Annotated in this window: 14 protein-coding genes, 5 tRNA genes and 1 pseudogene; 7 read left to right on the top strand and 13 right to left on the bottom strand. The window is 72.2% G+C overall.

What is annotated here, in order from left to right; genetic code table 11:
- Positions 1 to 91: 91 nt before the first annotated feature.
- Positions 92 to 931 carry a tRNA (guanosine(46)-N7)-methyltransferase TrmB gene (trmB, locus tag IH80_RS0101815; protein ID WP_030957066.1) on the top strand — a complete coding sequence of 280 codons (840 nt, stop codon included), beginning with the start codon at positions 92 to 94 and terminating at the stop codon, positions 929 to 931.
- 43 nt (positions 932 to 974) lie between these two features.
- Positions 975 to 2,456, top strand: a complete 1,482-nt coding sequence (locus IH80_RS0101810; protein ID WP_037878494.1) for a PrsW family intramembrane metalloprotease — start codon at positions 975 to 977, stop codon at positions 2,454 to 2,456.
- On the opposite strand, the gene IH80_RS0101805 is transcribed toward IH80_RS0101810, so the two are convergent.
- From IH80_RS0101805 to IH80_RS0101795, 3 genes are all read right to left on the bottom strand, one after another.
- Positions 2,365 to 3,384 (bottom strand): M23 family metallopeptidase, encoded by a 1,020-nt coding sequence (locus IH80_RS0101805; protein WP_030957064.1) that lies wholly within the window; start codon positions 3,382 to 3,384, stop codon positions 2,365 to 2,367. The two genes, IH80_RS0101810 and IH80_RS0101805, sit on opposite strands and share 92 nt — an antisense overlap.
- A gap of 292 nt (positions 3,385 to 3,676) precedes the next feature.
- Positions 3,677 to 4,816, bottom strand: a complete 1,140-nt coding sequence (locus IH80_RS0101800) for a PP2C family protein-serine/threonine phosphatase (RefSeq protein ID WP_078906263.1) — start codon at positions 4,814 to 4,816, stop codon at positions 3,677 to 3,679.
- 197 nt (positions 4,817 to 5,013) lie between these two features.
- Positions 5,014 to 5,087, bottom strand: a tRNA-Met gene (locus IH80_RS0101795).
- Positions 5,088 to 5,388: 301 nt separating this feature from the next.
- On the opposite strand from IH80_RS0101795, the gene IH80_RS0101790 reads away from it, so the two are divergent.
- Positions 5,389 to 6,648, top strand: coding sequence for an LPXTG cell wall anchor domain-containing protein (locus IH80_RS0101790; protein ID WP_030957062.1), 1,260 nt, complete (start codon positions 5,389 to 5,391; stop codon positions 6,646 to 6,648).
- An 84-nt stretch (positions 6,649 to 6,732) separates the two neighbouring features.
- On the opposite strand, the gene IH80_RS0101785 is transcribed toward IH80_RS0101790, so the two are convergent.
- The 7 genes and pseudogenes from IH80_RS0101785 to IH80_RS0101755 all read right to left on the bottom strand — a co-directional run bounded on the left by IH80_RS0101785 (position 6,733) and on the right by IH80_RS0101755 (position 11,844).
- Positions 6,733 to 7,248, bottom strand: coding sequence for a GNAT family N-acetyltransferase (locus IH80_RS0101785; protein WP_030957060.1), 516 nt, complete (start codon positions 7,246 to 7,248; stop codon positions 6,733 to 6,735).
- A gap of 107 nt (positions 7,249 to 7,355) precedes the next feature.
- A tRNA-Lys gene (locus IH80_RS0101780) sits at positions 7,356 to 7,428 on the bottom strand.
- Between the two features lie 243 nt (positions 7,429 to 7,671).
- Positions 7,672 to 9,662 (bottom strand): annotated as a pseudogene (locus tag IH80_RS38730) (DEAD/DEAH box helicase).
- Positions 9,663 to 9,969: 307 nt separating this feature from the next.
- Positions 9,970 to 10,500: a hypothetical protein gene (locus IH80_RS44505; protein ID WP_051808624.1), complete on the bottom strand. Its 531-nt coding sequence runs from the start codon at positions 10,498 to 10,500 to the stop codon at positions 9,970 to 9,972.
- Positions 10,501 to 10,595: 95 nt separating this feature from the next.
- On the bottom strand, positions 10,596 to 10,970 hold the full coding sequence (locus IH80_RS0101765; protein WP_030957056.1) for a fluoride efflux transporter FluC: 375 nt from the start codon (positions 10,968 to 10,970) through the stop codon (positions 10,596 to 10,598).
- Positions 10,967 to 11,497: a FluC/FEX family fluoride channel gene (locus tag IH80_RS0101760; RefSeq protein WP_051808622.1), complete on the bottom strand. Its 531-nt coding sequence runs from the start codon at positions 11,495 to 11,497 to the stop codon at positions 10,967 to 10,969. The genes IH80_RS0101765 and IH80_RS0101760 overlap by 4 nt, the downstream gene beginning before the upstream one ends.
- The gene (locus IH80_RS0101755) at positions 11,494 to 11,844 is read right to left on the bottom strand and encodes a metallopeptidase family protein (protein WP_030012899.1); all 351 of its coding nucleotides are present in this window, start codon (positions 11,842 to 11,844) and stop codon (positions 11,494 to 11,496) included. The genes IH80_RS0101760 and IH80_RS0101755 overlap by 4 nt, the downstream gene beginning before the upstream one ends.
- Before the next feature lie 104 nt (positions 11,845 to 11,948).
- Between IH80_RS0101755 and IH80_RS0101750 the strand changes: the two genes are divergently transcribed.
- From IH80_RS0101750 to IH80_RS0101740, 3 genes are all read left to right on the top strand, one after another.
- A tRNA-Glu gene (locus IH80_RS0101750) sits at positions 11,949 to 12,021 on the top strand.
- Positions 12,022 to 12,060: 39 nt separating this feature from the next.
- Positions 12,061 to 12,134: transfer RNA gene (locus IH80_RS0101745), tRNA-Asp, on the top strand.
- Positions 12,135 to 12,156: 22 nt separating this feature from the next.
- Positions 12,157 to 12,233, top strand: a tRNA-Phe gene (locus IH80_RS0101740).
- A gap of 37 nt (positions 12,234 to 12,270) precedes the next feature.
- On the opposite strand, the gene IH80_RS0101735 is transcribed toward IH80_RS0101740, so the two are convergent.
- The 3 genes from IH80_RS0101735 to IH80_RS0101725 all read right to left on the bottom strand — a co-directional run bounded on the left by IH80_RS0101735 (position 12,271) and on the right by IH80_RS0101725 (position 14,463).
- Complete coding sequence (locus IH80_RS0101735) at positions 12,271 to 13,107, bottom strand: cytochrome c biogenesis CcdA family protein (protein WP_030957054.1); 837 nt, start codon at positions 13,105 to 13,107, stop codon at positions 12,271 to 12,273.
- Positions 13,104 to 13,835, bottom strand: coding sequence for a DsbA family protein (locus tag IH80_RS0101730; protein WP_030957052.1), 732 nt, complete (start codon positions 13,833 to 13,835; stop codon positions 13,104 to 13,106). The genes IH80_RS0101735 and IH80_RS0101730 overlap by 4 nt, the downstream gene beginning before the upstream one ends.
- Before the next feature lie 115 nt (positions 13,836 to 13,950).
- Complete coding sequence (locus IH80_RS0101725; protein ID WP_030957049.1) at positions 13,951 to 14,463, bottom strand: hypothetical protein; 513 nt, start codon at positions 14,461 to 14,463, stop codon at positions 13,951 to 13,953.
- A gap of 111 nt (positions 14,464 to 14,574) precedes the next feature.
- On the opposite strand from IH80_RS0101725, the gene hrpA reads away from it, so the two are divergent.
- On the top strand, positions 14,575 to 18,498 hold the full coding sequence (hrpA, locus tag IH80_RS0101720; RefSeq protein WP_030957048.1) for an ATP-dependent RNA helicase HrpA: 3,924 nt from the start codon (positions 14,575 to 14,577) through the stop codon (positions 18,496 to 18,498).
- The last annotated feature ends 56 nt before the right edge of the window (positions 18,499 to 18,554 follow it).

Genomic DNA, 18,554 nt, shown 5'->3' with positions numbered 1-18,554 from the left:
GCCGGGGGGCTGGAATCCCGCGGCGCCGACCCCCACCCCGTGGGGCCGGCGCCCGGCAGGTCCCAGCACCCCGTCGTAGAATCAGCGCATTGTGTCTGAGTCCCTGAACCCCACGCCGCCCGCCGTCCCGGACGCCCCCGTCGCCGACTACTCCGCCGACGCCGCGCCGGAGGCGAACTCGTACGTGCCCCCGAAGTGGCGCACCGAGCCCCGCTTCCCCGACGGCCCCGCGCCGGACCCGGCCGGCTCGCACCACGAGCGGCGGATCCGGAGCTTCCAGCCCCGGCGCAGCCGGGTCACCACCGGTCAGGGCGAGGCCCTCAAGCGGCTCTGGGGCACCTGGGGCCTGGACATCGACGGCCACTCGGTCATCGACCTCAAGGCCCTCTTCGACGGCCTCCCGGTCGTCCTGGAGATCGGCTTCGGCATGGGCGAGGCCACCGCGCAGATGGCCGCGGCGGACCCGGCCACCGGCATCCTCGCCGCCGACGTGCACACCCCCGGCCAGGGCAACCTCCTCGCCCTCGCCGAGCGGGGCGGGCTGAGCAACGTGCGCGTCGCCAACGGCGACGCAATCATCCTGCTCCGCGAGATGCTGGCGCCCGACTCTCTCGCCGGGATCCGCGTGTACTTCCCGGACCCGTGGCCCAAGGCCCGCCACCACAAGCGCCGGCTGATCCAGCCCGAGTTCCTCACCCTGGCCGCCACCCGGCTGGCGCCCGGGGCCGTGCTGCACTGCGCGACCGACTGGGAGCCGTACGCCGAGCAGATGCTCGAAGTCCTCACGGCGCACCCCGACTTCGAGAACACGCAGGCGGACGGCGGCTACGCCCCGCGGCCCGACTTCCGGCCGCTCACCCGCTTCGAGGGACAGGGCCTCGACAAGGGGCACGTCGTACACGACTTGCTCTTCCGTCGCACGGAGAACTGACAACGTCACCGCCCGTGTCGGAGCGGATCGCTAGGGTCATGATGTGTTCCGAGCGCTCCGCCCTGTGTTCGCGCGTCCTTCCGGCACGGTCCGCACGTCCGTGCTCCTCGTCCTGCTCGCCGCCACCGGCATCGCCATCCTGGAGCTCGTACGGGAGCAGACCGGCACCCCGGGCTTCTTCGTCGGCCTCGGCCTGGCCCTGCTGCCGGTGGCGCCCCTCATGGCGGCCTTCCGGTGGCTGGGCCGGGCCGCGCCCGCGCCATGGCCCCAACTGCTGTTCTGCTTCGGCTGGGGCGCCTGCACCGCGGCGCTGATCGCCATACTGGCCAACAACTTCGCCACCGAGTGGATAGCCGCGGCCACCGCCGACCCCTCGGGTGCGGACCGGCTCGGCTCGGTCGCCATCGCCCCGGTGGTGGAGGAGAGCGCCAAGGCGGCCGCCCTGCTGCTGGTGTTCGCGTTCCGAAGACGGCATTTCACCGGCCCCGCCGACGGTTTCGTGGTGGCCGGCTTCACCGCGACCGGCTTCGCCTTCACCGAGAACATCCTCTACCTCGGCAACGCCTTCGTTCAGGACCTCGCCGACGGCACCGGCGTGCTGGACTCGGTGACCGCGGCGACCTTCTTCGTACGGGTCGTGCTGTCGCCGTTCGCGCACCCGCTGTTCACGGTGCTCACCGGGCTCGGGGTCGGCGCGGCCGCGGTCGGCGTCCGCCGCTCGCACCGGATCTGCCTGCCCCTGCTCGGCCTGGCGGCGGCCATGGGCATGCACGCCCTGTGGAACGGCTCCTCGCAGTTCGGGGACCACGGTTTCTACATCGTCTACGCCTGCGTGATGGTCCCGGCGTTCGGGCTGCTGGTGTGGCTGGCGGTGCGGATACGGCACCGCAGGCTGCGGGCCGTCGCCGACGAGCTCGCCCTGTACGCGGCCGCGGGCTGGCTGGCTCCCGCCGAGGTGCCCGCCCTGGCCTCCGTGCCGGCCCGGTCGCTGGCCCGCGCCCTGGCGCGGCGCAGCGGGGGCCGGGCCGCCGGCCGCGCGGTCGCCCGGTACGAGGCGGACGCGGCCGCCTTGGCGCTGCTGCGGAACCGGGCCCGCCGCGGGGGACCGCTGCTGGAGGCGGACTTCGCGCGCCGTGAGAAGGAGTTGCTGCACCGGCTGTGGCAGCGCCGTGCGACGGCGGGACCCGCACTGGCGCGGGCGGCGGTGCTGGAGGAGCTGCTTCCGCCCCGGTCCCGGACTTCGGGGCCGGCGGGCCGGGTCACGGTGGCGGACCCGGCGGCCGTTCCCGGGCCGCGCCGGGAGGGGACACGACAGGAGGACACGCGACAGGCGGAGACGCGGCGGGAGGAAGCCCGGCGGGAGGAGATCCGGCGGGAGGAAGCGCGGCGGGAGGAAATCCGGCGGGAGGAAGCGCGGCGGGAGGAACCGTTCCTCAGACGTTCAGGCCCTTGGACTCCAGCCACGCCAGCGGGTCCACCGTCGATCCACCCTTGCGTACTTCCAGGTGGAGATGGGGTCCGGTGACGTTCCCGGTGGCGCCGACCCGGCCGATGGTGTCACCGGCGCCGACCGCACCGGAGGTCACCGACATCGAGGACAGGTGGCAGTACCAGACCTCCGTGCCGTCCTCCAGCTCCAGCACGATCCGGTAGCCGTACGCCCCGGACCAGCCGGCCGAGGTGATCTTCCCCGCCCCGACCGCTTTGGCGGGGGTGCCGGTCGGGGCCGCGAAGTCGAGGCCGGTGTGGTGGCCGGAGGACCACATGGAGCCGGCCACCCCGTAGTGCGAGGTGAGGGTGTAGGCGGAGGTGGGCAGGGACCAGCTGCCCGCCGACGCGGCGGGGCGCTCCTGCGCCGCCTTGGCCTCGGCTGCCTTCCGGGCGGCCTCGGCCTCCTCCGCAGCCTTCGCCTCGGCCTCGGCCTTGGCCTCCTCGGCCGCCTGACGGGCCGCTTCCAGCTTGTCCTTGGCCTCCTGGGCGGCCGCCTCGTGCGCGGCGCGCTCGGCCTCCGCACGGGCCTTCGCCTCGGCGGCCTCCTGCTGCGATTCGGCCTGCTGCAGGATGCGGTTGCGCAGGATCTCGCCCGCGTCGGCGCCGCGCTCGGCCTGCTGGGCGATGATCCCGGTCGTGCCGGCGGCCTCGGCCTGCCGGCCGGAACCCCCTTCGTCCTGGCGCTCGTTGCCCCCGGGCATCAGGTCGGGGAGGGAGGGCATGGATATCGCGACCTGCGGCCGGTCCTGCGCAGTGGCGATGCCACTGGCTCCGACCGCCGCGATCACACCGACCCCGAGCACGGTGGAGCTGCGGGCAAGTCCCCCGCGCTGCTTGGCCACCCGGTGCTTGCCCCGGACCGGTCGGACCGAGTCCTCGGTGGGGTTCCACTCGCCCCAGGCACCCGCGGTGGGCGGCTCCTGGATCTCGATGCCTTCAGGAGCAGGCGAGTTGGAGGCCACCGGGGCACACTCCTCATTGACACGCACGCGCACGGTGCCGTCTCTTGCGACGGCCGGGACAACCGCGCTGCGTTATCGAAAGGTAATAGAAGTGGGGGAGTGATTCCAAGCTGTTGCGCTTGATCGTTCCCACCAATCGGCCACGCCCTGTCTTACTTTGGCCATTCCTTTTCGGAGGATAAGGTGTGCAAGTAGGGCAAAGATCAGGGGACTCGGCCATCTTCTCGGCCCCAGACCCGAAATGACTTACCCTCAATCAGCTTGCACAGAGCGCCTGTTCCGTCACGGAACGTCACACCGTCTCGTCGCCCCGCCTCACCACCGGCACGGTCCGGCGCCGCTCCGGCCGCCGCCGCTCCACCCGGCTCCGCTCGGGCCTGCGCCGCCCGGGCCGGCCCACCGCGAGCAACGCCATGTCGTCCGTCGCCGCCCCGCCCGTGTGCCGCCGCACGTCGCTGCTCACCGCTCCGAGCAGGGCCTGGGGACCGGGCAGGATGCGGCCGCGCAGCCGGTCGGCCGGATCGTAGAAGGCCCCCGACCGGTCGCGGGCCTCCGTCAGCCCGTCCGTGTAGAGCAGCAGGGTGGCCCCCGCCGGGAAGGCCCACTGCTGCACCCGTCCCGGCCGCCCGCCCAGATCGCCCATGCCGAGCGGCAGGGCCGGCTCCGCCGGGGCGAGCACCGCGAGCTCCCCGTCCCCGTACAGCAGCAACGGCTCGGGGTGGCCCCGGTTGAGCAGCCGCAGCACCCCCGCCTCCGGCGGGATCTCGCCGAGGACGCACGTCGTGAACCCCTCCACCGCGTCCAGACCCTCGCGCCGGGCGCCCTCCCGCACCAGGGCCCGCTCCAAGCGCTGCGCCACCGCCTCCAGGGTCGGCTCGGTCTCCGCCGCCTCCCGGAACGCCCCGAGGACCACCGCGACGGCCTCCACCGCCCCCAGCCCCTTGCCCCGTACGTCGCCCACCGCCAGGCGCACCCCGTACGGGGTCTCCTGCACCGCGTACAGGTCCCCGCCGATGAACGCGTCGGCCTGCGCGGCCTCGTACCAGGCGGACACCTGCAGCCCCCCGATGCGCTCGGCGGGCTTCGGCAGCACCGCCCGCTGCGCGGCCTCGGCGATGCCCCGGGCGGAGGCCAGCCGCTCACCGCTGCGCCGCACCACGCGGTTGATCAGGAGCGCCAGCCCGGCCACGGTCACCAGGGTGGCCAGCTCGGTCAGCCCCTGGGCGGTCCAGCCGGTGCCGTGGTGGAGGTGCAGCAGGAACACGGCGAGCACGGCCAGCACACCGGTCAGGGCCGTGGCCCACAGCGTGTACAGCGGGGCGGCGACCAGCGGGGCCGCGGAGAACGAAGGGGACCCGGTGAAGCTGGGCGGTGTCAGCAGGTCGAAGGCCAGACCGGCGGCGATCAGCACGCACGGCATCACCCGGAGCACCCGTCGGGCCGTACCTCTCCTGCCGCCCGCCACGCGCCGCCCAACGCTGCCCTTCCGGCCCAGCCCCACCACACGCTCTCCTGCCGCCCGGTCCCGTGTCACGGGTGCGGGCCCGCCGCCGCGCCCCTCAAGGCTGGCCGCGGGCCCGGACGCGGGCGACCCGGCGGTGGCCGTACGGGTCGGGCCTTCGTCTTCAGTAGCGGGGACAGGATTTGAACCTGCGACCTCTGGGTTATGAGCCCAGCGAGCTACCGAGCTGCTCCACCCCGCGTCGGTGAACACAACTCTACGGCATCCGGGAGCGGCCCTTCGCCAATTCATCGCCGGGGCGCCCGAGAAGTGACATCGCCGCAGGTCACAGCCCGAAAACCGACTGAAACCGGCACCCCTCAGACGAAGATCATCTCTGTTGCACGGCGGTGACACTGCAGGGATGGTTCCGCGATCGGTTCCGGGTGAAGATTCATCTGTCGCCAGGGCCAGGGGGAACACGGACCGGCCGGACGGCACAGACCACACCAACCGGCTCGGCGCTCTGCCGATGCCCTTGTGATTCCCGGGGGGAGTCCACCATGTCCGTTCGCACCGCAGCCGCCATCGCAGTCGTCGCCGGCGTTGTCACCACTCTGCTGCCGCTCTCGGCCACCGCCGCGTCCGCCGCACCCGCCGCCGACGACCACGCCGTGCTGCGTACGGAGATGGGCGCTCCCGTCCCCAGCGGCCCGCTGACCCGCGGCGGCGCCACCGAGACCTTCGACCTGACGGTGAAAAACCCGACCGGCAAGGCCGTCGAGTACAAGCCGTGGATGCTGCTCGACCCGAAGGGCCCGAGCCGGCTCGACGAGAACGACGTCGTCTTCAAGGTCGAAGCGGTGGACGCCCCGGCGACCAAGTCCCACATCGGCCGGCAGGACGGCGAGTGGCAGGGCCTGTTCTCCCCCTCCGCCAAGGAGCCCGGCGCCGGCTTCGACATCCCCGCGAACGGCAAGATGACCTGGAAGGTCACCATCGGCCTGGGCGCGAACTACCCGACCAACAACGGCGACTTCAACCTCACCGCCGCCAGCTACAACAACTCCGTCGCCCCGGGCGGCTCGGACTCCCACCTCTTCAAGGTCGACCCGCAGATCAAGACGGGCGAGCTGAAGACCTGGTTCAAGCAGGTCAGTTCGGGCAAGGACGGCCAGGAGCAGCGTGCCTACCTGGACCTGAACCACCAGGCCACCGGCGACGGCGCCTTCGGCACCGCCCTCGCCACCAGCCTGACCCTGTCCCACCCGGGCGAGCAGGACGCCGACTTCCGGCTCCAGGCCCTGATCGACGGCCGCTGGCAGGACCTGAAGGCCCAGGACAGCCGCTACGAGCTGCCGCGCATCGCCAAGGGCTTCGGCGCCGCCTCCGGCGTCCACACCCAGCCCCTGCGCCTCAGCCTGGGCAAGAACACCAAGCTGAGCCAGCGCACCACGATCACGATGGAGGCCGAGGTCCGTCAGGCCGAGGGCAACACCTGGCCGATCAGGACCGCCCAGGTGCAGTTCCCGCTGGTCCCGATCACGGAGCCGGCGCCGGCCGAGCCGACCACCAAGCCGACCACCCCGACCACCACCACCCCGTCCCCGACCGCCACTCCCTCCTCCACCACGGCCGTCCGCCAGGCCGTCGCCACCACCACCGGCAACTCCCAGGTGACGACCACAAGCTCCTCCACGGGCTCGCTGGCCAGCACCGGCGCCGGATCGTCCACCGGCCTGTACGCCGGCCTCGCCGCGGCCCTGGTCGCGCTCGGCGCGGCCGCGGCCTGGATCGGCCGTCGGCGCCGCACCAACGTCTGATCGCACCTCCCCACACCCCGGAACACCCCCGGAGCGCCCCGCCCGATCCCTCGGGCGGGGCGCTCCACGTGTGCGGGGGTGCGGTCAGGCGGCCGCGGGTGCGCGGCGGCGGGTCAGGACACGGGTGGTGCTGCCGTCGTCCTCCTGCACGTCCCGGACGTGCGCGAAGCCGATGCGGTTCAGCAGGGCCAGGGAGGGCGTGTTGGGCGCGGCCACCGTGGCGTGCACCTCGGTCAGGCCGAGCTCGTCGAAGCCGTACGCGACGACCGCCTCCGCGACCTCGGTGCCGAGGCCGGCTCCCCAGGCCTCGGGGGCGAGGGCGTAGATGATCTCGTGGCCGTCGACCTCGTCGGTCCGTTTGATCTCGGCGTGCCCGACCAGCCGGCCGTCCCTGCGCACGGCCCAGACGTCGAAGAGGTCCTCGGCGTAGACCTTGGTGAAGACCCGACCGAACAGGGCGCGGTCCTCGGCCTCGGTGGTGGGTCCGTCCCCCATCCACCGGGAGACCCGGGCGTCCTGGAAGAGGGCCACGAAGGCTTCCTCGTCCTCGGGGGTGTACGGGCTGAGCAGCAGGCGTTCGGTACGCAGAACGGGAGTCACGGCGCCGACGCTACCGCCCACCGCCCGCGCGGCCCCACCCGTTTTTCGGCCCGGCCGGAGACGACACAGCGCCCCGTCCGCGGGAGCGGACGGGGCGCTGGGAGCGGTAGGCCATGTCGGACTCGAACCGACAACCAACGGATTAAAAGTCCGCTGCTCTGCCAATTGAGCTAATGGCCCTCCAGGTGCTCACCCCAGAGCATAGCCGGACAGCGCCGGTCAGCCGATCGGGTATCGACCGACCGGCCTGTCGGCGCCAGTTCAGGGGCGGGCCGGCGGCCGGGACGCGGGTGCCGGAATCCTTCCCCTGCCCGGGCGACCGGGCGCCTGACGCCTTGTCACCGGAAGGTCGTACCGCAATGCGACAGGGCCCCCACGACCGGAATCGTGGGGGCCCTGTCAGGGGTTCGGCGTCAGCTGCTGTCAGCCGTTGCGCTTCCAGCGCGGCTTGTCGTCGCGGCGGCCGAAGCCGCCGGCGGGACGGTCGTCGCGGCGGAAGCCACCACGGTCGCCACCGCGGTCACCCCACCCGACGGACGGTCGTCACGACGGAAACCACCACGGTCGCCACCGCGGTCACCGCGGTCGTCACGGTTGAAGCCACCCGACGGACGGTCGTCACGACGGAAACCACCCGACGGACGGTCATCGCGACGGAAACCACCGGAGGGACGGTCGTCGCGACGGAAGCCACCACGGTCGCCACCGCGGTCACCGCGGTCGTCACGGCGGAAGCCGCCACGGTCACCGCGGTCGCCGCCGCGGTTGTCACGGCGCTCGAAGTTGCCGCGGTCGTCGCGCTGGGCGCGGTTCTCCTCGCGGCGCTCCTGTGCGGCGATCTCGGCGGCAGCGGCAGCGGCAGCAGCCGCGACCTCGGCCTCGGCGGCCTCGGCCACCTCGGCGACGGCGGCCTCCGGGTCCTCGCCCCGCTCGCGCGCGGAACGGGCGACCAGGCGGTCGGCCTCCTCGCGCAGTTCGGCGGCGCGGCGCGTCATGCGCTCCAGCTGCTTGGTGAGCTCGGCGACCTCGCGCTCGGCCTGCTTGGCGGCGTTGTTCGCGGAGTCGGCCTGGACCTCGGTCAGCGAACGGGCGCCGGTGATCTCGGCGACCTCCGGCTCGAAGGCGCCGGCGCCCTGGACGATGTGGCGCGAGGCGTCGACGCCCGCGTCCTCCATCAGGCGGAAGATCTGGCGGCGCTGGTGCGGCAGCGCGAGGGAGACGACGACACCGGACTTGCCGGCACGGGCGGTACGGCCCGAGCGGTGCAGGTAGTCCTTGTGGTCGCCGGCCGGGTCCACGTTCAGGACCAGGTCGATGCCGTCGACGTGGATGCCTCGGGCGGCGACGTCGGTGGCGACGAGCGCGTTGACGTAGCCGTCCTTGAAGTCCGCGAGGACGCGGGTACGGGCGCCCTGCGTCATACCGCCGTGCAGCGCGTCGGCCTTCACGCCGGCCTCGACGAGCTGCTCGGCGATGCGGTCGGCGCCCAGCTGGGTGCGGACGAAGATGATGGTGCGGCCCTTGCGGGCGGCGATGGCGGCCGTGACCGGCGCCTTGTCCTTCGGCTTCACGACGAGCACGTGGTGCGTCATGGTCGTGACGTTGCCCTGGGCGCTGTCGACCTCGTGCGTGACGGGGCTGGACAGGTAGCGCTTGACCAGGGTGCCGATCTCGTTCTCCATGGTGGCGGAGAAGAGCATGCGCTGGCCGCCCTCGGGGATCTGGTCGAGCAGCTCGGTGACCTCGGGCAGGAAGCCCAGGTCCGCCATCTGGTCGGCCTCGTCGAGGACCGCGACCTGGACGTTCTCCAGGGAGCAGGCACCGCGGTTGATGATGTCGCGCAGTCGGCCCGGGGTGGCGACGAGGATGTCGACACCGCGCTCCAGAGCGTAGATCTGGTTGCTCATGGAGGTACCGCCGCAGACGACCTTCATCTTCAGGCCGAGGACGTCGCCGTACGGCTGCAGGGCGTCCGCGACCTGCATCGCGAGCTCACGGGTCGGCGTGAGGATGATCGCGCGGGGCTTCTTCTTCTCGGTGTGGCCGCCGGCCAGCGTGGCCAGGGTCGGCAGACCGAAGGAGAGCGTCTTGCCGGAGCCGGTGCGGCCGCGGCCGAGGATGTCCTTGCCGGCCAGGGCGTCCGGGATGGTCGCGGCCTGGATCGGGAAGGGGGTGGTGACGCCGTTCTGGGCGAGCTTGCGCACGATGCCCTCGGGCAGACCCAGGTCACCGAAGGTGATCGTGGGCTCGGCGTCGGCATCGGCGTCGAAGTCGTCGGAGGAGTCCTCGAAGGACCCGCCGCTCACGTCCGCCTCGAGAGCCTCGATGATTCCCTCGGCCTCTGCGGCCTCGATGGCCTCGGTGACCACAAGGGCTTCGGTGTCGATGATCTCGTTGGAGTCGTTCTCGGGCATGACGGAACGGTCAGAACTGGAAATGGACATGCGAAATGCGAAACCTTCCGGAGTCTCGGCACGCGCCCAAACTCCGTGAATCGCAAATCGACCGCCTCAATGCGGTCAGCCACGGCTAGGGAGAGTACGCGCCACACGGCGCTCTTCGGATTCGGCGCCGGGCAATGGGATCAAACGATCTATAACCATACGCACCCTCCCCCGGGTCTGGCAAGTCGCTCCGATGGAATCACCGCTGACCTGCACAAACACCGCGCATCGGGAGGGTGCCGCCACACCTCCGGAGGCCGTCCCCCGGCCGCGGACGCTAGGCCTGGGGTGCGGGCTGGGTGCTGGGCTCCGGCTGCGGGCTCGACGGGCTCGGCGTGGGTTCCGTCACAGGGGGCGTGGGAAGCGGCGGCTCCGGGGTCGGGCTCGGCGACTGCTGGCCGCCGCCCGGCCCGCCGGAACCCGAACCGCCGGAACCGCCCGTCGGCGGCTGCTGGGGACCCTGTCCGCCGGCGCCGCCGCCCGGTCCCGCCGACGGCGCCGCCGCGCCCGGCGCCCCGCTCGGCGCACCCGGCCCCGGGGTGGCCCCGGTCGCACCGGAGGCCTTGCCGTCTTCCTTGTGCTTGCCGTCCCGGCCTTCCGTACCGTCCTTCGCGCCGTGCCCGTTGCCGCGGATCCCGGAGCCCCGCCCGGAGGCGGACCCGGCATCCGCCTCGGAGCCGGCGCGCCGCTCCGCCGCGGCGGAGGGCCCCGGCTTCGCCGCGTCCTCGCCGACGCTCATGCAGCCGGCCGTCGCCGCGACCGCGAGCGCGGTGACGGCCAGTCTGAGGGAAGCGGACAACTGGCGCACGGGGGCACCTCCGGAGCCTGGGGAGCCTGGGGACGGGAGGCCCGCAGGAGCGGGTCGTCGTGCCCAACTCCCTTTGCCCCGTAAGGGACACGCCCTCAGGCGAACAGTTGTCGCGCCACTTGCGAGCCGAGGTGCACCGCGCCCAGCCCGACCAGCACCGACATCACGGCGTTCGCCGCCGCCAGGAAACCCCATCCGCGCTCGGCCAGCCGCAACGTCTCGTACGAGAAGGTCGAGTAGGTGCTCAGCGCCCCGCACAGCCCGGGCCCCAGCAGCAGCACCACCCACGAGGAGGCGGCCCCGGCCAGCGCCGCGCCGGTCAGCACCCCCAGCACCAGGCAGCCGGCCGTGTTCACGACGAAGGTCCCCCACGGGAAGACGGAGTCGTGCCGCTGCTGCACCGCACGGTCCGTCAGGTAGCGCAGCGGGGCACCCACGACCGCGCCGGCTACCACGAGCAGCCAGTTCACCGGAGACCCGGGACCGTTCCCCGGCCCGTTCCCCGGCCCGCCCCGCGGTCCCGCACGGCGAACCGGGTCACCGAGGCCGCCGCCCACACCGCGCCGAGCGCGGCCACCACCGTGAGCCCCGCGTAGGCCAGCGCGGACCGCGCCTCCCCCTCGTCCAGCAGTCGCGAGAAGTCCATCGCGTAGGTGGAGAAGGTGGTGAAGCCGCCGAGCACGCCGACCCCGGCGAAGGGCCGCAGCAGCGGGTGCGGTGCCGTCCGCCCGCCCTCGCTGATCAGCACCATCAGGACGCCGATCAGCGCGCACCCGGAGGCGTTGATCCACAGGGTCGCCCACGGGAAGGCGCCGGGCGCGGCCGGCCACAGCAGGGAGATCCCGTACCGGGCCGAGGCCCCCAGGGCGCCGCCGACGGCCACCGCCGCGAGCACCCGGCCCTGCGGCTCGGCCCGCTGCGCGGGCACGTGCAGGTCGACGTCCGGGTCGATCGCCTCGGCGGCGCCGGGGGCGGGCCGGGAGCCCCTCGGGCTCACCCGTACCCCAGCGCGTGCAGTCGTTCGTCGTCGATCCCGAAGTGGTGGGCGATCTCGTGCACCACGGTGACCTCCGTCTCCGCGACCACGCTCTCCCGGTCCTCGCACATCCGCAACGTGGGATTGCGGTAGATGGTGATCCGGTCCGGCAGCACACCGGCGTACCACTCGCCGCGGTCCGTCAGCGGGGTCCCCTCGTAGAGCCCCAGCAGCTCCGGATCGTCGGCGGGCGGCTCGTCCTCGACGAACACCGCCACGTTGTCCATCAGCCGCGTCAGCTCCGGCGGGATCCGGTCCAGGGCCTCTGCGACGAGCTCCTCGAACTCCTCGCGCGTCATCTCCAGCACCGGGTCATTGTCCCTCCGGGGGAAACCGTTTTGGCGATAGCTCCCCGGATCCCATATGCTTCTCACGTCCCCGACGCGCTGAAGAAGTGCCCGGTGGGTCTTTAGCCCTCATCGTCTAGTGGCCCAGGACGCCGCCCTTTCAAGGCGGTAGCACGGGTTCGAATCCCGTTGGGGGTACGCATTACCGTGTGCAAGACTTTGTCTCGCACACCGCAAGGTCCTGTGGAGCAGTTGGTTAGCTCGCCACCCTGTCAAGGTGGAGGTCGCGGGTTCAAGTCCCGTCAGGATCGCTGAGGCCGGAAACGGTCTCGTGGCTGGGTAGCTCAGTTGGTACGAGCGATCGCCTGAAAAGCGATAGGTCGCCGGTTCGACCCCGGCCCCAGCCACCATCGGAAGGCCCCGTCCATCGGACGGGGCCTTCCTGCGTCACTCGGCCTCGCCCGCCGCGCCGGAGCGACGGCGCCACTGCACCAGGCCGAAGACCGCCGCCCCCACGGCGACCAGGCCGAGCAGCGCCCCGTCGGGGACGGCCCCGGCCAGCGACCTCACCCGCTGCTCCACCGCGAACGAGTCGTCCACGTCCAGCAGCCCCGGCAGCGCGCTCGCCCCGTCGTAGACGAGGAACAGCACGCCCAGGGTGATGAAGAACAGCCCGGACAGCAGCGACGTGGTGTGCACCTCGAAGCGGCCCGCGCGCAGGGCCCGGCCGCGCAGCCAGCGCCGCCGGCCCAGATCGAACCGCTCCCACAGCAGGGCCATCACGAAGAGCGGCACGGCCATCCCCAGCGCGTAGACCGCGAGCAGCAGACCACCGTAGACCGGGCTGCCGCTGACGGCCGCGACCGTCAGGACGCTGCCCAGGATCGGGCCGGCGCAGAAGCCGGCCAGCCCGTACACCGCGCCGAGGGCGTACACGGACAGGGCCGTGGTCGGCCGGATCCTGCCGGACAGCTCCGAGATCCGCTTCGGAGCGAAGCCCAGGCCCAGGATCTGCGCGGCTCCGAGCGCGATGATCAGCCAGCCGCCTGCCAGGACCAGCTGGTCGCGGTTGCTGTGGAAGAACCGCCCGGCGTACGAACCGGCCGCCCCCAGCGGTACGAGGGTGCTCGCGAGGCCCGCGTAGAAGATGCCGGTACGTGCCAGCAGGCGCGAGGTGGAGTCGATCGAGTACGCGAAGAAGGCCGGCAGGAGCAGGGCGCTGCAGGGACTGAGCAGCGCGAGGAGGCCGCCCAGCAGGGCGGCCAGGTATCCGATGTCGGTCACTGCTTCGCCGCCGCCCCGGCCTGCTCGATGGCGGCGGTGAAGGCGCCGAGCGGCTGGGCGCCGGCGATCGGCCTGCCGTTGACCAGGAAGGACGGGGTGGAGGTGACGCCGATGCGGTAGCCCTCCTCCTGGTCCTTCTTCAGGGCGGCGGCGGCCTCCTCACCGGCCATGTCGGCCTTGAAGCGGTCGATGTCGGGAACCCCGGCCTCACGGGCCAGCTCCAGGAGCCTCGGTTCGGCGAAGCCCTTCTCCTTGGAGCCGTCGGCGTACGCGGCCGCGTGGAAGGCGGCGAACCGGTCCTGCCGGCCCGCGGCCCAGGCGGCCCTGGCGGCGGCCTCCGATTCGGCTCCGAAGATCGGGAAGTTGCGCCACTCGATGCGCAGGGTGCCGTCGTCGACGTACTTCTTCACCAGCTCGGGCTCGGTGTCCCGGGCGAACTTGCCGCAGTAGCCGCACTTGAAGTCGGAGTACTCGATGAGCACGACGGGTGCGTCCGGGCGGCCGACGGCGAGCTTGTCGCCGGGCTCCCGGCGGGCCAGGGCCTTGAGCGCGGCGGAGGTGTCGGAGCGGGGCGCGGCCGCGGGGGCAGGGCCGGTGGGGGCCTTGTCGGCGGGGGCGGTGGCCTGCCAGGAGACGAGGCCGAGGGTGACGGCGGCGAGGGCGACCCCCGCGGAGATCAGCAGGGGCTTGGCCGAGGACGTGCCGGCTTTGGTCTTGGAAGAGGACATGCGGGTGCTCCGGTTCTGCGGGTGGGGTCGGTACGGGCCGGGCCGGGCGGTCTCCGGGGCGGCGGGCGGGGACACGGGGTCCCGCGGGCCGGGGAGGGACCGCTCGGGCGGGCCTCTAGACCCGCATCACCGACAGCTCCACCGGGCCGGGAGCGGGCCGGTCGGGGCCGCGTACGGGCACCCGTACGGGCAGGCCCGCGTGCGGCCGGGCGGCCGGCGGCGCCGGGCGGCCCGGCGGGACCTGGGCGTGGTCGCCCCCGGCCCGGGCCGGGACGGCGGGGGTCCCGCCGTGGTCGGGGGCCCCGGGGGCGCAGGAGGGCCCGCCGCTCCGGACGGCGGGGCCGGGAGCCGCGGCGGCCTCCGTACCGGCAGCCGGGACGGCCCGGGTACCGGCAGCCGGGGCCGCCTCCGTACCGGGAGCGCCGGCCGCGGCGGTCGCGGGGTGCCCGGCCACGGCCAGGAGCGCCCCAGGCGTACCGGAGCCCGCCGGGGTGGCGGCCCGGCCGGCCGGGCCGGCAGGCGGCAGGACCGTTCCGGCAGCGGCGGGTGCCGTCCCGCCCAGCAGTACCGCCAGGACCGCCACCAGCAGCGCGGGCACGGCGCGGCAGAAGGGGCGGGGGCGGGACAAGGTGGGCTGCCTCTCACTCGTGCGGCCGAGGGACTCGTCCCGAAATGGTACGGGTCCACCCGACAAATGCGTTCGCCACCCGGAGGGCCCAGGTGAGATCCTCGATCAGGTATGTCTACTTCCTTCGCCGCCCTGCAGACGCTTCTCGGTGAGATCTCCCTCCGTGACGCGCACCGCCTCGGCCGCCGCCTCGAAGGCGCCCGCCGCATCCGCAAGCCCGAGGCCAAGCAGGCCGTGCTCGACGAGATCGCCGCGGAGGCCGCGAAGGCCGCCGAGCGACTGGCCGGCCGTGCCTCGCGGATGCCGGAGGTCACGTATCCCGAGAACCTGCCCGTCAGCCAGAAGAAGGACGAGATCGCCGAGGCGATACGCGACCACCAGGTCGTGATCGTCGCGGGCGAGACCGGCTCCGGCAAGACCACGCAGATCCCCAAGATCTGCATGGAGCTGGGCCGGGGAGTCCGGGGCATGATCGGGCACACCCAGCCCCGCCGGATCGCCGCCCGCACGGTCGCGGAACGCATCGCCGAGGAGCTGAAGTCCGAGATCGGGCAGACCGTCGGCTGGAAGGTCCGGTTCACCGACCAGGTGGACCAGGACGCGACCTTCGTGAAGCTGATGACGGACGGCATCCTGCTCGCCGAGATCCAGACGGACCGCGAGCTGCGCGCCTACGACACGATCATCATCGACGAGGCCCACGAGCGCTCGCTGAACATCGACTTCCTGCTCGGCTACCTGGCGACGCTGCTGCCCAAGCGGCCCGACCTGAAGGTCGTCATCACCTCGGCGACGATCGACCCGGAGCGCTTCTCCCGCCACTTCGGCGACGCCCCGATCGTCGAGGTCAGCGGGCGGACGTACCCGGTGGAGGTCCGCTACCGGCCGCTCCTCGAAGAGGACTCCGAGGACTCCGACCGCGACCAGATCACCGCGATCTGCGACGCCGTGGACGAGCTCCAGGCCGAGGGCCCCGGCGACATCCTGGTCTTCCTCTCCGGCGAGCGCGAGATCCGCGACACCGCGGACGCTCTGATCAAGAAGAAGCTCCGGTTCACCGAGGTACTGCCGCTCTACGCCCGTCTCTCGCACGCCGAGCAGCACCGGGTCTTCCAGCCGCACACCGGGCGCCGGATCGTGCTCGCGACCAACGTCGCCGAGACCTCCCTGACGGTGCCGGGCATCAAGTACGTGATCGACCCGGGCACCGCCCGGATCTCCCGTTACAGCCACCGCACCAAGGTGCAGCGCCTGCCGATCGAGCGGATCTCCCAGGCCAGCGCCAACCAGCGCAAGGGCCGCTGCGGCCGTACCAGCGACGGCATCTGCATCCGGCTGTACTCCGAGGCCGACTTCGACGCCCGTCCCGAGTTCACCGACGCCGAGATCCTGCGCACGAACCTGGCCTCCGTCATCCTCCAGATGACCGCCGCCGGCCTCGGCGAGATCGAGAAGTTCCCCTTCATCGACCCGCCGGACCACCGCAACATCCGCGACGGCGTCCAGCTCCTGCAGGAACTCGGGGCGCTGGACCCGGCCGAGAAGGACCCGAAGAAGCGCCTGACGCAGATGGGCCGCAAGCTGTCCCAGCTGCCCGTCGACCCGCGGCTGGCCCGCATGGTCATCGAGGCCGACAAGAACAACTGCGTCCGCGAGGTCATGGTCATCGCGGCGGCCCTGTCCATCCAGGACCCGCGCGAGCGGCCCTCGGACAAGCAGACCCAGGCCGACCAGAACCACGCCCGCTTCAAGGACGAGACCAGCGACTTCCTGTCGTTCCTGAACATGTGGCGCTACGTCCGGGAGCAGCAGAAGGAACGCGGCTCCTCCTCCTTCCGCCGGATGTGCAAGCAGGAGTACCTGAACTTCCTGCGGATCCGCGAGTGGCAGGACATCTACTCGCAGCTGCGCACGGTCGCCAAGAGCATGGGCATCCACGTCAACGAGGCGGACGCCCCCGAGCAGGTCGTCCACGTCTCGCTGCTGGCCGGTCTGCTCTCGCACATCGGCCTCAAGGACACCGACAAGAACGAGTACCTGGGCGCCCGGTCGGCCAAGTTCGCGATCTTCCCGGGCTCGTCGCTGTTCAAGAAGCAGCCGAAGTTCGTGATGTCGGCCGAGCTGGTGGAGACCTCGCGGCTGTGGGCCCGGGTGAACGCCAAGGTCGAGCCCGAGTGGGTGGAGCCGCTGGCGCAGCACCTGATCAAGCGGACCTACAGCGAGCCGCACTGGGAGAAGGACCAGGCCGCGGTGATGGCGTACGAGAAGGTGACGCTGTACGGCGTCCCGATCGTTGCCCAGCGGAAGATCAACTACGGCCGGATCGACCCCGAGGTCTCGCGCGAGCTGTTCATCCGCAACGCGCTGGTCGAGGGCGACTGGCGCACCCACCACAAGTTCTACGCCGACAACCGCAAGCTCCTCACCGAGGTGGAGGAGCTGGAGAACCGGGCCCGGCGCCGCGACATCGTGGTGGACGACGAGACCCTCTTCGACTTCTACGACCAGCGGATCCCCGAGCACGTCGTCTCCGGCGCGCACTTCGACTCCTGGTGGAAGCACAAGAAGCGGGACGAGCCCGAACTGCTCGACTTCGAGCGGGAGATGCTGCTCACGGAAAAGGCGGCCGGGGTCACCAAGGCCGACTATCCGGACTCCTGGCGGCAGGGGCAGCTGAAGTTCCGGGTGACCTACCAGTTCGAGCCGGGCGCGGACGCGGACGGCGTGACGGTCCACATCCCGCTCCAGGTGCTCAACCAGGTCACCGACGAGGGCTTCGACTGGCAGATCCCGGGCCTGCGCGAGGAGGTCGTCACCGAGCTGATCCGCTCGCTGCCCAAGCCGATCCGCCGCCACTACGTGCCCGCGCCGAACTACGCGGGCCGGTTCCTGGACACGGCCGTGCCGCTGCAGGAGCCGCTGCCGGTGACGCTGGCGCGCGAGCTCCAGCGCATGGTCGGCGTGCCGGTGTCGGCCGAGGACTTCGACCTCACCCGCATCCCGGACCACCTGAAGATCACTTTCCGGATCGTCGACGAGCGACGCCGCAAGATCGCCGAGGACAAGGACCTGGAGGCCCTGCGGCTCAGGCTGAAGCCCAAGGCCCGCCAGGCCCTCTCCAAGGCCGCCGCGGCCACCGCCGAGCGGGCGGGCGGGGAGTCCGTGGAGCGGACCGGGCTGACCGACTGGACGATCGGCACGCTGACCAAGGTGTTCGAGACCCGCCGCGCCGGCCAGCCGGTGAAGGCGTACCCGGCGCTGGTGGACGAGGGCACGAGCGTCTCCGTACGGCTCTTCGACACGGAGGCGGAGCAGCAGCAGGCGATGTGGCTGGGCACCCGCCGGCTCATCCTGCTGAACATCCCGGTGAACCCGGCGAAGTTCGCCTCGGACCACCTCACCAACCAGCAGAAGCTCGCGCTCTCCAGGAATCCGCACGGCTCCATCCAGGCGCTGTTCGACGACTGCGCGACCGCGGCGGCCGACAAGCTGATCGCCGACCACGGCGGCCCGGCGTGGGACGAGGCGGGCTTCCGGAAGCTCTACGAGGCCGTCCGCGCCGACCTGGTGGACACCACCGTGCGCGCCGTGAACCAGACCCAGCAGGTGCTGGCCGCCTGGCAGGCCTGTGAACGGCGCCTGAAGGGCACCTCCAGCCTCGCCCTGGTCGCGAACATCCAGGACGTCAGGACGCAGCTGGCGGCCCTGATGCCGGCCGGCTTCGTGACGCTCACCGGGCTGCGCAGGCTGCCGGACCTGATGCGCTACCTGGTGGCGGCGGACCGGCGGCTCCAGCAGATGCCCACGGGCGTCCAGCGCGACACGACGCGCATGGAGAAGGTCCACGAGATGCAGGACGAGTACGCCTGGCTGCTGGAGCAGTTGCCGAAGGGGCGGCCGGTCCCGGCCGCCGTGACGGACATCCGCTGGATGATCGAGGAGCTGCGCGTCAGCTACTTCGCGCACGCCCTCGGCACGGCGTACCCGATCTCCGACAAGCGGATCGTGAAGGCGGTGGATGCGGCGGCCCCCTGATCGGTTCGACCGCACCCCCTGAGCTGCTGTACAGTCTGTTTCGCAGCCGCCTCCGA

It is taken from the genome of Streptomyces sp. NRRL S-378 (assembly GCF_000720645.1).
Classification (GTDB): domain Bacteria; phylum Actinomycetota; class Actinomycetes; order Streptomycetales; family Streptomycetaceae; genus Streptomyces.
The sequence above is the reverse complement of the archived record's forward strand: the minus strand, read 5'-3'. Positions and strand labels throughout refer to the sequence as shown.